The 13,083-nt window shown below is 68.7% G+C and carries 14 protein-coding genes and 1 pseudogene; 12 read left to right on the plus strand and 3 right to left on the minus strand.

Annotated elements, in window-relative coordinates:
* The first annotated feature begins 118 nt into the window (after positions 1–118).
* Both FPZ11_RS00715 and metE read left to right on the plus strand, forming a co-directional pair.
* Entirely contained in the window at positions 119–1,108 is a 990-nt protein-coding gene (locus tag FPZ11_RS00715; protein ID WP_246846435.1) for a methylenetetrahydrofolate reductase, read from the plus strand.
* Positions 1,105–3,439: pseudogene (gene metE, locus FPZ11_RS00720) on the plus strand (5-methyltetrahydropteroyltriglutamate--homocysteine S-methyltransferase). Before FPZ11_RS00715 ends, metE begins: the two are co-directional and overlap by 4 nt.
* Before the next feature lie 103 nt (positions 3,440–3,542).
* Here the strand turns inward: metE and lexA are convergent.
* Positions 3,543–4,277: a transcriptional repressor LexA gene (gene lexA / locus FPZ11_RS00725; protein WP_437438610.1), complete on the minus strand. Its 735-nt coding sequence runs from the start codon at positions 4,275–4,277 to the stop codon at positions 3,543–3,545.
* Between the two features lie 308 nt (positions 4,278–4,585).
* On the opposite strand from lexA, the gene FPZ11_RS00730 reads away from it, so the two are divergent.
* The 6 genes from FPZ11_RS00730 to FPZ11_RS00755 are packed head-to-tail and all read left to right on the plus strand — an operon-like array spanning position 4,586 to position 8,971.
* Positions 4,586–4,954 carry a LysM peptidoglycan-binding domain-containing protein gene (locus FPZ11_RS00730; protein WP_146317527.1) on the plus strand — a complete coding sequence of 123 codons (369 nt, stop codon included), beginning with the start codon at positions 4,586–4,588 and terminating at the stop codon, positions 4,952–4,954.
* A gap of 35 nt (positions 4,955–4,989) precedes the next feature.
* Positions 4,990–6,078, plus strand: coding sequence for a histidinol-phosphate transaminase (locus tag FPZ11_RS00735; protein ID WP_146317529.1), 1,089 nt, complete (start codon positions 4,990–4,992; stop codon positions 6,076–6,078).
* A gap of 10 nt (positions 6,079–6,088) precedes the next feature.
* Positions 6,089–6,691: an imidazoleglycerol-phosphate dehydratase HisB gene (hisB, locus tag FPZ11_RS00740; RefSeq protein ID WP_146317531.1), complete on the plus strand. Its 603-nt coding sequence runs from the start codon at positions 6,089–6,091 to the stop codon at positions 6,689–6,691.
* Positions 6,688–7,422 carry an imidazole glycerol phosphate synthase subunit HisH gene (gene hisH / locus FPZ11_RS00745; RefSeq protein ID WP_146317533.1) on the plus strand — a complete coding sequence of 245 codons (735 nt, stop codon included), beginning with the start codon at positions 6,688–6,690 and terminating at the stop codon, positions 7,420–7,422. The genes hisB and hisH overlap by 4 nt, the downstream gene beginning before the upstream one ends.
* A 48-nt stretch (positions 7,423–7,470) precedes the next feature.
* Positions 7,471–8,217 (plus strand): bifunctional 1-(5-phosphoribosyl)-5-((5-phosphoribosylamino)methylideneamino)imidazole-4-carboxamide isomerase/phosphoribosylanthranilate isomerase PriA, encoded by a 747-nt coding sequence (gene priA, locus FPZ11_RS00750; protein WP_146317535.1) that lies wholly within the window; start codon positions 7,471–7,473, stop codon positions 8,215–8,217.
* Positions 8,204–8,971 (plus strand): SseB family protein, encoded by a 768-nt coding sequence (locus FPZ11_RS00755; RefSeq protein WP_367889421.1) that lies wholly within the window; start codon positions 8,204–8,206, stop codon positions 8,969–8,971. The genes priA and FPZ11_RS00755 overlap by 14 nt, the downstream gene beginning before the upstream one ends.
* A 47-nt stretch (positions 8,972–9,018) precedes the next feature.
* Here the strand turns inward: FPZ11_RS00755 and FPZ11_RS00760 are convergent, their stop codons facing one another.
* The gene (locus FPZ11_RS00760) at positions 9,019–9,393 is read right to left on the minus strand and encodes a DUF1844 domain-containing protein (protein WP_146317537.1); all 375 of its coding nucleotides are present in this window, start codon (positions 9,391–9,393) and stop codon (positions 9,019–9,021) included.
* A gap of 364 nt (positions 9,394–9,757) precedes the next feature.
* Between FPZ11_RS00760 and infC the strand changes: the two genes are divergently transcribed.
* The 4 genes from infC (at position 9,758) to FPZ11_RS00780 (ending at position 12,174) form a co-directional block, all read left to right on the plus strand.
* Positions 9,758–10,357, plus strand: coding sequence for a translation initiation factor IF-3 (gene infC, locus FPZ11_RS00765; protein WP_246846436.1), 600 nt, complete (start codon positions 9,758–9,760; stop codon positions 10,355–10,357).
* The gene (gene rpmI, locus FPZ11_RS00770) at positions 10,357–10,551 is read left to right on the plus strand and encodes a 50S ribosomal protein L35 (RefSeq protein ID WP_146317539.1); all 195 of its coding nucleotides are present in this window, start codon (positions 10,357–10,359) and stop codon (positions 10,549–10,551) included. The genes infC and rpmI overlap by 1 nt, the downstream gene beginning before the upstream one ends.
* Before the next feature lie 30 nt (positions 10,552–10,581).
* Positions 10,582–10,971 (plus strand): 50S ribosomal protein L20, encoded by a 390-nt coding sequence (rplT, locus tag FPZ11_RS00775; protein WP_146317541.1) that lies wholly within the window; start codon positions 10,582–10,584, stop codon positions 10,969–10,971.
* A 402-nt stretch (positions 10,972–11,373) separates the two neighbouring features.
* On the plus strand, positions 11,374–12,174 hold the full coding sequence (locus FPZ11_RS00780) for a TrmH family RNA methyltransferase (RefSeq protein WP_146317543.1): 801 nt from the start codon (positions 11,374–11,376) through the stop codon (positions 12,172–12,174).
* Positions 12,175–12,200: 26 nt separating this feature from the next.
* On the opposite strand, the gene FPZ11_RS00785 is transcribed toward FPZ11_RS00780, so the two are convergent.
* A complete protein-coding gene (locus tag FPZ11_RS00785) occupies positions 12,201–13,049 on the minus strand; it encodes a class I SAM-dependent methyltransferase (protein WP_146317545.1) in 849 nt (282 codons plus the stop codon).
* Positions 13,050–13,083 lie beyond the last annotated feature (34 nt).

Below are 13,083 nucleotides of genomic sequence, written 5' to 3' on the forward strand. Positions count from 1 at the left end.
CGAAAGCCGAGCCCGGCACCCGCCCACGGACCGCGTGATCTGCGTGGTCCGTCAGTGATGCGGTGTGCATGTCCTCGGCTTCTGTCGTCGACCCGCGCCGCCCGAGCCGGGAGCCGACGTGAGCGCACAGCAGAACGCCGACGGCGAGGTGCCGTGTCCGCGCGGCACCCCGTTCTCGTTCGAGCTGTATCCGCCGCGTAATGAGGCTGCGGCGAAGGCGTTGCCCGAGACGCTGCAGCGGCTCGCGGCCGTTGGGCCGGACTTCATGGCAGTCACCTACGGCGCGGGCGGCTCGTCTCACGCGTCGTCGCTCAACGTCGTCAAGCAGATTCTGAGCGATACCACCGTTCCGGTCATGGCGCACCTCACGTGCATCGGGTCGTCTCACGAGGAAGCCGGGCGCATGATCCGGGAGTTCCTCGCCGCGGGCGTCACCCGCTTTCTCGCCGTTCGCGGCGATCTTCCGGCAGATTCGCCACCGGATGCCCCGCTCGGCGACCTGCACAGTGCCGCAGAGCTGGTGCAGCTCATCCACCGCATCCAGGCCGAGCGCGAGCCGTATCGCGAGATCCCGGTGCCCGGACTGCCTCGTGCCAGGGCGGTCGGACGTCGGGAGAAGGTGACGATCGCGGTGGGCGCGTTCCCGAACGGGCATCCGAGTTCGCGGTCGACGACTCAGGACATCGACACCCTGCTCGCCAAGCAGGCGTCCGGCGCGAACCTCGCCATCACGCAGATGTTCTTCCACGCCGAGGACTACTTCGCGTTCGTCGACAGGGCGCGCTCGGCCGGTGTGACATTCCCGATCCTGCCCGGCATCATGCCCGCGACGACCCCGGGCGTTCTACGGCGCATGCTCGAGCTCAGCGGCGAAGACCTGCCGGCCGAGCTGGGCATCCAGCTCGAGGTGGAACCCACCGACGAGGGCAGGCGCGAGATCGGCATCGACTACGCCGCGCGGCTCGCATCGCGACTCGTCGCGGGCGGTGCGCCTGGCATCCACCTCTATACCTACGGCCGGCCGCAGACTGCGCTCGCCGTGCTCGAACGCTGCGGACTGATCGACCAGCAGCACCTCACCACCAGCAATCAGAAGGACTACGCATGACCTCCTCCGCGTTCCCCACCGGGACGATCATCGGGTATCCGCGCATCGGCCGCCGCCGCGAGCTGAAGAAGGCCGTCGAGGCGTTCTGGGCGGGCTCGATCGACGCCACCGAGCTCGAGACCACGGCTGCGGGTCTCCGCCGCACCACCCGTGAGCGTCTGGCCGCGCTGGGTCTCGGCCGCACAGACTCGTCCATTCCCGAGAGCTTCAGCTTCTACGACCAGGTTCTGGATGCCGCCGTCACGGTCGGCGCCGTTCCCACCCGTTTCGCGTCGCTGCAGCGCGCTGACGGCACGGTCGACCTCGCCGGCTACTTCACGATCGCTCGCGGTGCCGGCGACGACGCTCCCCTCGAGATGACGAAGTGGTTCGACTCGAACTACCACTACCTCGTGCCCGAGATCGGCGAGGACACCGATTTCCGCCTGGCTTCCGAGCGTCTCGTGCGCGAATTCGAGGAGGCGAAGGCCGACGGATACGTGACTCGCCCGGTCATCGTCGGCCCCGTCACATTCCTCGCGCTGAGCAAGGCCGCCGACGGCGCGCCGGAGGACTTCCGGCCGCTGTCCCGTCTCGCCGACCTGCTCCCGGTCTACGTCGAGCTGCTTGCTCGTCTGAAGGGCGCGGGAGCCGAGTGGGTGCAGCTCGACGAGCCCGCACTGGTCAGCGAGAGCATCGACGACGCACGCGCAGACGTTCTCGCTGCGGCGGCGACCGCCTACGACGTGCTCGGCTCCGCGGCCGAGCGTCCGCAGCTCTTCGTCGCGGCGCCTTACGGTTCGCTCGACGATGCGCTGCCCGTGCTGGCCGCCACCAAGGTGGAGGCGATCTCGCTCGACCTCGTGCGCGGCAGCGTCCCCGTCGACCTCGACGACGCCACGCGCGCGGCGCTGCCGGGCAAGACCGTGGTCGGAGGCGTGATCGACGGCCACAACATCTGGCGCGGCGACCTCGAGGCGTCGTTCGGGACGCTCGAGTCGCTGCTCGCGCTGTCGCCGAAGATCGCGGCATCCACCTCCACCTCGCTGCTGCACGTGCCGCACGATGTCGCCGACGAGCCCGCGCTCGACGCGCGTCTGACGTCGTGGCTCGCGTTCGCCGACCAGAAGGTCGGACAGATCGCCGTTCTCGCGCGCGGGCTCGATGACGGGCACGAGGCGATTCAGACCGAGCTGGCCGAGGCGTCGGCAGCTCTCGCCGACCGGCTCAGCGCACCCGGGGTGCGCGACGGCGCCGTGCGCGAGCGCGCTGCCGCTCTCACGTCCGACGACTTCTCACGCGGTGGCTACGAGGCGCGTCTCGCGGCTCAGGATGCGGCGCTCGGCCTGCCCGCGCTGCCCACCACCACGATCGGATCGTTCCCGCAGACCGGCGACATCCGTCGTGCCCGCGCGCAGTTCGCGAAGGGGGATCATCACCGAGGCCGAATACCTCGGGCTCATGCAGGCCGAGATCTCCCGGGTCGTCGATCTGCAGGAGGAGATCGGCATCGACGTCATCGTGCACGGCGAGCCGGAGCGCAACGACATGGTGCAGTACTTCGCGGAGAACCTCGACGGCTTCGCCGTGACGCAGAACGGCTGGGTGCAGTCCTACGGGTCGCGATGCACGCGTCCGTCGATCCTGTGGGGCGACGTGAGCCGGCCGAAGCCGATCACTGTCGACTGGTCCGCGTACACGCAGTCGCTGACGCAGAAGCCGGTGAAGGGGATGCTCACGGGTCCCGTCACCATCCTCGCCTGGTCGTTCGTGCGCGACGACCAGCCGCTCGGTGACACGGCCCGCCAGGTCGCCCTCGCGCTGCGCGACGAGATCGCCGATCTCGAGGCAGCGGGCATCCGCATCGTGCAGGTCGACGAGCCCGCGCTGCGCGAGCTGCTGCCGCTGAAGCAGAAGGACCAGGCGGACTACCTCGACTGGTCGGTCGGCTCGTTCCGTCTGGCCACGAGCGGAGTGGCCGACGCGACCCAGATCCACACGCACCTCTGCTACTCGGAGTTCGGCGTGGTGATCGACGCGATCCGCAACCTGGATGCCGACGTGACGAGCATCGAGGCGGCCCGCAGCCGCATGGAGGTCGTCGACGACATCAAGGCGAGCGGCTTCTCGCACGGCATCGGGCCGGGCGTCTACGACATCCACTCGCCGCGTGTTCCGTCGGTCGCCGAGGTCACCGAGCTCATCGAGAAGGCCCTGGACGCCATCCCCGAGCGTCAGGTCTGGATCAACCCGGACTGCGGCCTGAAGACCCGCGGCTACGACGAGACCGTCGCGTCGCTGAAAAACATCATCGAGGCCACCCGCGCCGTGCGCGAGAAGCAGACCGCATAGCGCTGCCGCGCTCCGCAGCGAAGGGCCCCGCTCCGAACCACCTTCGGAGCGGGGCCCTTCGTCATGGTGTGCTTGATCAATCCCGACTCGGCACCCGGGGCTCTCAGACCGCGCGCAGCACCGCCACGACCTTGCCGACGACGGTCGCGAAATCGCCCAGGATGGGCTCGAACGCCGAGTTGCGGGGGAGCAGCCACGTGTGTCCGTCCCGCTGGCGGAAGACCTTGACCGTGGCCTCGCCGTCGAGCATGGCCGCGACGATGTCTCCGTTCTCCGCGTCGTTCTGCTGCCGAACGACCACCCAGTCGCCGTCGCAGATCGCGGCGTCGATCATCGACTCGCCCTGCACCTTCAGCATGAAGAGGTCGCCGTTGCCCACGAGCTGGCGGGGGAGCGGGAAGACCTCCTCCACCTGCTGCTCTGCGGTGATGGGCACACCGGCGGCGATGCGTCCGACCATGGGCACCATGGTGGCGTCGCCGACCGGAATGGATGCCTCGTAGTCGCTCGTGGCATCCGCGCGTCCCGCGCTCTCCGGCAGATCGATCAGCACTTCGAGCGCTCGGGGGCGATTGGGGTCGCGGCGAAGGTAGCCGCTGAGCTCGAGCTGGTTGAGCTGGTGCGCCACGCTGGACAGCGACGCCAGGCCCACCGCGTCGCCGATCTCGCGCATGCTCGGCGGATACCCGCGCTGGCTCACCGAGCGCTGGATGACCTCGAGGATGGAGCGCTGCTTCTCACTGAGGCTCTTGCGTCGCCTGGTCCGGGGCTTCTCGGCGGCGCCGCGCTTGGCGCGGGCGGGAGATGCCGCGGTTCCCGCGGTGTCGGACTCGGTCAACGTACTGGTCCTCTCATCGATGGCGCCGGCCGGTGGTCGCCGGTCGCTTTCGCCGTGGTCGGTGCGTCTGCGGCAGAGGTTTCGAAAGTTCATCGAGCCGCCCGGCTCGACACGTCGGAACGAATGTCGGTGGTGTGTGGTGCTCTGTCGTGGTGACGATCGAAACTCTATCGGGGTTTCGCACATGATCGACGGATCTGTTCGAGCGTGTTGATGACTCGCAGAGCCGAAATTCGAAAATACGGTTGAAATCGACAGGAATCGAAGATAGATTCGGAATATCACTTCGAATCTGAGGGGAGAGGGCCATGACGACCATCGCACTGACCCAGCACCGCATCTCGGCGCAGCAGCCTCGTGTGCGAACCAGGCTGACTCGTCGCGGTCGCGTGGTCCTGGCCGTCCTGCTCGTGCTCCCTCTCATGATCGGGGGCGCGATGTTCGCGGCGAACAGTGCGGCGATCGCCGGCGTCGACGGCACATCGTCCGTCACGTTCCGGCATGTGACCGTACAGTCGGGCGACTCGCTCTGGAGCATCGCCGAACGTGTCGCACCCGGTTCCGATCCGCGTGACGTCGTCAGCGCCATCGTCGATCTCAACGGGCTCTCGTCGAGCATGGTGCAGGCGGGGGAGCAGCTGGCGATTCCCCACCAGTACGACGGGGCCGGCCACTGAGAGATCGGGGCCTCTTCGACCCCTAGCATTGTCGGGTGACCTCGTTCTCCGATCTTCCGATCCGCGACGATCTTCGCGGCAAGTCGCCGTACGGTGCGCCACAGGCTCCCGTGCCCGTGGCGCTGAACGTGAACGAGAACACGCATCCGATTCCCGATGACGTGGTGGCCGACATCGTGCAGTCCGTCGCCGTTGCACTGAGGGGTGCGAACCGGTACCCCGACCGCGAGTTCGGCGAGTTGCGTGCATCTCTCGCCGGCTATCTCGGTCATGGGCTGGACGCTTCGAACATCTGGGCGGCCAACGGCTCCAACGAGGTGTTGCAGCAGATTCTGCAGGCGTTCGGCGGTCCTGGGCGTTCCGCGCTCGGCTTCGCGCCCACCTATTCCATGTACCCGCTGCTCGCCTCGGGCACGGGCACGGCCTGGATCGCGGCGGATCGCGGTCCCGACTTCGTCGTCACGCCGGAGCACGCAGCACGGGTGGTGCGCGAACACCGGCCCGATGTCGTCATCCTCTGCGCGCCGAACAACCCGACGGGAACGCCGCTCGGACTCGATGTCGTCGAGGCGGTGTACGACGCGTCGCAGGGCGTCGTGATCGTCGACGAGGCGTACCACGAGTTCATGCCCGAGGATGCTCCGAGCGCGATCACCCTGCTGCCCGGCCGGGAGCGCCTCATCGTCTCGCGCACCATGAGCAAGGCCTTCGCCTTCGCCGGGGTACGCCTGGGCTATCTCGCCGCGGATCCGGCCGTCGCGGACGCGCTTCGGCTCGTGCGCCTGCCGTACCACCTCTCCGTTCTGACGCAGGCGGCCGCGATCGCCGCCCTGCGGCACTCCGACGAGATGCTCGCCACCGTGCACGACATCGTGGCGCAGCGCGACCGCATCAGCGAACGGCTCGGCGAGCTGGGCTACGACGTGCACGCGTCTGGCAGCAACTTCGTGCTGTTCGGGGGCGTGAGCGACCCGCACGCGACGTTCCTCGCGTTGCGGGAGCGGGGCATCCTCGTGCGTGACGTCGGCATCGCGAATCACCTGCGGGTGAGCGCTGGCACGGAGGCCGAGACCACGGTGTTCCTCGATGCGATGGCCGAGTTGGCGGCGTCGGGCCGCCGGTAGGGTTGAGGACATGAGCAGCCGCACCGCGAGCATCCGCCGCGAGACCAGCGAGTCGAGCATCGAGCTGTCGCTCGACCTGGATGGCACGGGGGCCAGCAGCATCCACACCACGGTGCCGTTCTACGACCACCTGCTCACGGCGTTCGCCAAGCACTCGCTCACCGATCTGACGGTGCGGGCCAAGGGCGACATCGAGATCGACGTGCACCACACCGTCGAGGATGTCGGCATTGTTCTCGGCCAGGCGATCAGAGATGCCCTTGGCGACAAATCCGGCATCTCCCGCTACGGTGACGCGACGGTGCCCCTCGACGAGGCGCTCGTGCAGGCCGTCGTCGACATCTCCGGCCGCCCGTACCTCGTGCACACCGGTGAGCCGGCCGGCTTCGAACACCACTTGATCGGTGGACACTTCACCGGATCGATGGTGCGTCACGTCTTCGAGGCGATCGCGTTCAACGCCGCTCTCACGGTGCACGTGCGCGTGCTGGGCGGGCGCGACCCGCACCACATCGCCGAGGCCGAGTTCAAGGCGTTCGCCAGGGCGTTCCGCCAGGCGAAGGCGCTCGACCCGCTCGTCACCGGCATCCCGTCGACCAAGGGCGCGCTGTGAGCGGGGACGGCGCCGAAGCGGCCTCGCGCGCCGACGACGAGGCGACCGCCGCAGCGAAGCCGCGTGTCGTCGTGCTCGACTACGGCTCGGGCAATGTGCACTCCGCGGCGAAGGCGCTCGAGGCGGTGGGGGCCGACGTGCTCCTTACCTCCGACAGACAGGCGGCCATGGATGCCGACGGTCTCGTCGTGCCGGGCGTCGGCGCCTTCAAAGCTGTCGTCGACCAGCTGAACGCCGTGCGCGGTGCCGAGATCGTCGACCGGCGGCTCGCGGGCGGACGTCCGGTGCTCGGCATCTGCGTCGGCATGCAGGTGCTCTTCGAGCGCGGTGTCGAGCACGGCCACCACGCAGAGGGACTCGGCGAGTGGCCGGGCGTGGTCGAGCCGCTGAAGGCCGAGGTACTGCCGCACATGGGTTGGAACACGGTGGATGCCCCGGCCGACTCCGTGCTCTTCGAGGGCGTGCGCGGCGAGCGTTTCTACTTCGTGCACTCGTTCGCGGCGCAGAACTGGGAGCTCGAGCCCACCGGCCCGTTCGCCGCGGCCAAGCTCACCTGGGCCGACTACGGCGGCCCGTTCCTCGCTGCCGTGGAGAACGGCCCCCTCACCGCCACGCAGTTCCACCCCGAGAAGTCCGGCGCTGCGGGCATGCGTCTGCTGAGCAACTGGGTGCGGAGCCTTCCCGTGCGCAGCTCAGGAGCAGCCGCGCCGACCGCGTCCGCTGCGCGCTAGCGCGGCAGACCTTCTTCCCATCCGCTTCACCCTGAGGAACCGCCACCGATGAGCCCCATCAGCGACACCCCCCGCCTGCAGCTGCTTCCCGCCGTCGACATCGCCGACGGCAAGGCCGTGCGACTGACGCAGGGGGAGGCCGGCAGCGAGACGAGCTACGGCGACCCCGTCGCCGCGGCGGCGGAGTGGGCGGAGCAGGGTGCGGAGTGGATCCACCTCGTCGACCTGGATGCCGCGTTCGGCCGCGGAGACAATCGGGACGTGCTCAAGGCCGTGATGCATTCCAGGCGCGACGTGCAGATCGAGCTGTCGGGCGGCATCCGCGACGACGAGTCGCTCGAGCGCGCCCTCGATCTCGGCGCCAAGCGTGTGAATCTCGGCACGGCGGCGCTGGAGAATCCGCAGTGGGCCGCCGACGTCATCTCACGTTTCGGCGAGGCCATCGCCGTCGGCCTCGATGTGCGCGGCACGACGCTCGCCGCTCGTGGCTGGACCCGCGAGGGCGGTGACCTGTGGGAGGTGCTCGCCCGACTCGAGGATGCCGGCTGCGCGCGTTACGTGGTGACCGATGTGACGAAAGACGGTACTCTGCGAGGCCCCAACCTCGAGTTGCTGAAGCAGATGACCGATCGCACCGACCGCCCCGTCGTCGCCTCCGGCGGTGTCTCGAACCTCGACGACATCGCCGCGCTGCGCGAGCTGGTGCCGGAAGGCGTGGAGGGTGCGATCGTGGGCAAGGCCCTGTACTCCGGCGCGTTCACGCTCGCGGAGGCGTTGGACGTTGCCGGACACTGACGGCTCGCGCCACCTCTTCGGATCGACCGACAAGGCCGATTCGGCGGGACTGCCGTGGGCGGGCCGTACGTTCGATTCCGCTCCGGCGTCGACCGACGACGGCTCGGCCGACCCTGCGCTGCTCGCCGCACTGATCGCCTTCGACGCAGGACACGGCAGTCAGCGGGCCGTGCTCGAAGCGTTCCGCGCCGCGCGGCTGCTCGTTCCGCTGCTCGCTCACGCGGGTGAGCTCGGCGAGGCGGCGGACGGGCACCTCGTCGACAAGACGCAGGAGCTGTCGATCGCGACGGTCGGCGCCCCCGACGGTCGTGCCGTGCTGCCTGCGTTCACCTCGGTGGCGACGCTGTCGGCCTGGAACTCGAAGGCAAGGCCGGTGCCCGCCGCGGGTCCGCGGGTCGCGCTGGCCGCAGCGAGCGAAGAGACGCAGCTGATCGTCATCGATCCGACGAGCCTCACGGAGTTCGTGCTGCGCCGCCCGATGGTGACTGCCTTGGCGACCGGCGCGGATTGGTGTGAGCCGTGGAGCGATGCTGAGGTGGTCGGGGCGTTCCGCGCATCCATCGCCGAGGAGACCGCCGTCGCCGGCATCGAGCTTCGCGCGGGGGACCCGCACGCTCGCCTCGCGGCGGCGGAGGTCGAGGTCACGCTCTCGATCGTCGTGGGCTTGGACGCGGGCGCGCTGCGCGACCTGGTGCAGCGCGTCAGCGCGCGCTGGGGGAGTCGGCCGTCGTCGCCGAGCGCGTCGACTCGATGACGGTGAAGATCACGGCAGCCTGACGCGGCAGACTGCTCGTCGATCGCTCAGCTGACCGGCCCGGTGTACCTCTCGCCTGGCCCCTTGCCCGGCTCGTCGGGAATGGCGGATGCCTCGCGGAAGGCGAGCTGCAGGCTGCGCAGACCGTCGCGCAGGCTGCGGGCATGCTGGTCGCCGATGTGCTGAGCGCTGGCGGTCACGAGACCGGCGAGGGCGTCGATCAGCTTGCGGGCCTCGTCGAGGTCGGTCTGCGTCGCCGGGTCGTCGGCGAGTCCGCACTTCACGGCGGCGGCGCTCATCAGGTGCACCGAGGTGGTCGTGATCACCTCGACGGCGGGCACGTCGGCGATGTCGCGAGTGGCGTCGGCGACGGTCGCCTCGGCATCCTGGTCGTCGAAACGGTGGACGTGCTGCTCTGACATGCTGCCTCTACGGGGGATCGGGTCGGTGATGGTGGCGGCCGATTCGAGGTCGTGCACAGATGTCTGTTAGACTCTGTTGGGCTTTCGGAGCACCATGCCCCGAAACGCAAAGTGGAGACTCTCCCACCCGCGCTTGACCGCTTCACCAGGTTACCGGGTCGTTACACACTCCGCCGACGCGACGAAAGTCGCCGAGGTTGACGCAAAGGGTGTGGGATGCGCGGCCGTGCGCAAACACGGATCGCACGAGTGTGAGACCTCTGCCGGCCATTCCGGGACGACGTTCCGGGATGGCCACGTCAACAGCAACGTTCGATCAGAGGAGACACGCATCAGCGATCCCCGTACCAATGACCGTATCCGCGTGCCCGAGGTTCGCCTCGTCGGACCAGGCGGAGAGCAGATCGGCGTCGTCAAGATCGACGTCGCGCTGCGTCTCGCGCAGGAGTCCGACATGGACCTCGTCGAGGTGGCTCCGAACTCGAAGCCTCCCGTGGCCAAGATCATGGACTACGGCAAGTACAAGTACGAGGCTGCGCAGAAGGCCAAAGAGGCCAGGCGCAACCAGGCGAACACCGTGCTGAAAGAGGTGCGGTTCCGCCTCAAGATCGACAAACACGACTACGAGACCAAGCGCAAGCGCGCCGAGGGGTTCCTCAAGGCCGGGGACAAGGTCAAAGCCATGATCCTGTTCCGCGGACGCGAGCAGTCCCGCCCCGAGCAGGGTGTGCGCTTGCTGCAGAGGTTCGCCGAAGATGTGGCGGAGTTCGGTTCCGTGGAATCGAATCCGACCATCGACGGTCGCAACATGGTCATGGTCATCGGCCCCCTGAAGAACAAGTCGGAGGCCAAGGCCGAGGCCAACGCACAACGTGCCGCGAACCGAGCGCGCTCCCAGCAGCAGCGTTCCGGCGAGCAGGCCACCGAGGCGGAAACCCCCTCCGCCACCGATGAGGAGAAATAATGCCCAAGCAGAAGACCCACTCCGGGGCCAAGAAGCGTTTCAAGGTCACCGGCAGCGGCAAGGTCATGAAGCAGCAGGCCGGCATGCGTCACCACCTGGAGCTCAAGACGAGCCGTCGCACGCGCCGTCTGAACCAGGACCAGGTGCTGCCGAACGTCGACGCCAAGGTCGCCAAGAAGCTTCTCGGCAAGTAAGCCGACACGACGCATAAAGGAATTTGAGCAATGGCAAGAGTGAAGAGGGCCGTCAACGCCCACAAGAAGCGTCGGGTCATCCTCGAGCGCGCCGAGGGTTACCGCGGCCAGCGGTCGCGTCTCTACCGCAAGGCCAAGGAGCAGGTCACCCACTCGCTGGTCTACAGCTACCGTGACCGCCGTGCCCGCAAGGGCGACTTCCGTCGCCTGTGGATCCAGCGCATCAACGCCGCGAGCCGTCAGAACGGCCTCACCTACAACCGCTTCATCCAGGGTCTGAACCTGGCCGGCATCGAGGTGGACCGTCGCATCCTGGCCGAGCTCGCCGTGAACGAGCCCGCCACGTTCGCGTCGCTGGTCGAGACCGCGAAGAAGGCACTCCCGGCCGACACGTCCGCCCCGAAGGCAGACGCCGCGTAAGCCTGCACCACAAAGCACCACAGCACGGCCCGGTCCATCAAGGACCGGGCCGTTCCGCTTTTCCCCCACCCTTCACCGTGCCCAGGGCGCCATACACCGCGCAACAGAGCGTGACCGGAGGGAATCGGGTCCTCGGGGCTGCAGGTCCGCCAGCCGAGACGGCTGGCGGCGCTGGCGTCGCGGCGGAGGCCAGAAATGGCCTCCGCTCCTAGCTCCAGCGCGCAGGTCTGGCGGGAGCCGTGCGCAGCGCGGCGGGGGCATGTCCCCGAGGACCCGATTCCCTCCGGTCCCGCGACCGCCATGAGCCTGCCGATCCGCTCCGGTCCCGCGACCGCTATCAGACCGCCGCCCGCCGATCCCGCGACCGCCCTGAGCACCCCGTTCCGCCCCTAGACTGAACCCGTGCTCGACAACCCCCGGTCACCAAGGGTCCGTGCTGTCGCCAAGCTGGCCAAGAAGTCCGCTCGTGCCGACACGGGTTACTTTCTTCTCGAGGGCCCTCAGGCGGCGCGTGAGGCGTTGACCTGGCGTCCCGAGCTCGTGGTCGACCTCTTCGCCACGACGCACGCGTTCCACAAGCACGACGATGTCGCGGTGCTTGCCCGTCATGCCGGCATCGAGACCGAGTTCGTGACCGACCAGGTGCTGGATGCCATGGCCGACACGGTCACGCCGCAGGGCTTCGTCGCGGTGTGCCGCATGTTCACCTCGTCGCTTGACGACGTGTTCGCCGTGCAGCCGAAGCTGATCGCGGTGCTCGAGGAGGTGCGCGATCCGGGAAACGCGGGAACGATCATCCGTGCCGCCGACTCCGCGGGAGCGGATGCCGTCGTGTTCTCCGGTCACACGGTTGATCTGTACAACCCCAAGGTCGTGCGCTCGACGACCGGCTCGCTGTTCCACCTGCCGGTGGCCGTCGGCTCCGGGATCGGGGACGTGCTGGGGCGGGCGAAGGCGGCAGGGCTGCACGTGATCGCCGCGGACATGGCGGGGGACGATCTGCTGGTGGCGCGGGTGAGCGGGGAGCTCGCCGAGCCTACGGCATGGGTGTTCGGCAATGAGGCGCACGGGCTCTCCGACGAGGCCGTGGCCCTCGTGGATCGGGTGATCACGGTGCCGATCTACGGTCACGCGGAGTCGATGAATCTGGCGACCGCGGCATCCGTCTGCCTCTACGAGTCGGCATTCGCGCAGCGCGCCTGACAGCACTGCACGGCCACAACAGACGGTCAAGCGCGCTTCGCGATCACGGCAACGGTGACGTAGTCCATCGTGAAGGAGCCGCCCATGGCATCGATGGCGGCGCCGACCCTGGCCAGCAGCGGTGAGAGCTGCTCTTTCGGCAGCCGGTTGACGCCACCCGACGTGGGGAACGCGTCGAGCCACTCGGCACGCGTGTACCGGCGCCGCCAGTCGTGGCGCCAGAAGCCGGGCTCGGTGAATCGGCCGGAGGCGCGGATGCCGTCGGCCGCCTTCGCAGCCTGCCCGCCGAACGGGTCATCGTCGGAGGCTGCGGCAGCCGCGGGCGGCAGGCCGGGGATCGCCGCCGCAAGCGCTGCGTGCGTGACCTCGCGAAGGGCGTCAGGCACTCGCATGATGTTCCAGAACAGGGCGATCGCTCCGCCGTCACGCAGCACCGATGCCGCCTCGTGCGCGCCCGCCGCGGGGTCGATCCAGTGCCAGGCCTGGCCGGAGACGACCAGATCGAAGGTGCGGCCCGCGGCATCCCAGCGCTCGAACGGCGCGATCTCGACGGTGAAGCCGCGATCGCGGGCGAGCGTGGCCATCCTCTCGTCCACCTCGACGCCGAGCACTGTCGCCCCGCGATCGCGGAACGGCAGTGCCGAGATGCCGGTGCCCATGCCGACGTCGAGGATGTCGATGCCTGCACCATCGCGCCCGATCGCGTCGAGCACGTGCTCGACGAGCTGCTCGGGATAGCGGGGCCGACCGCGATCGTAGGCGGCGGCATCCGTGCCGAACGACTCCGCGATCTCGCGGCGGCGGTGGGATGACTCGGCGAAGTCGCGTCCGTCGGCGGAGTTCTGCGGCGCCCCGTCTTCCGATAAAGTGACCATGCGCCCACTCTAAGTGGGCACGCGGTCACTCTCA

The organism is Humibacter ginsenosidimutans, assembly GCF_007859675.1.
Classification (GTDB): domain Bacteria; phylum Actinomycetota; class Actinomycetes; order Actinomycetales; family Microbacteriaceae; genus Humibacter; species Humibacter ginsenosidimutans.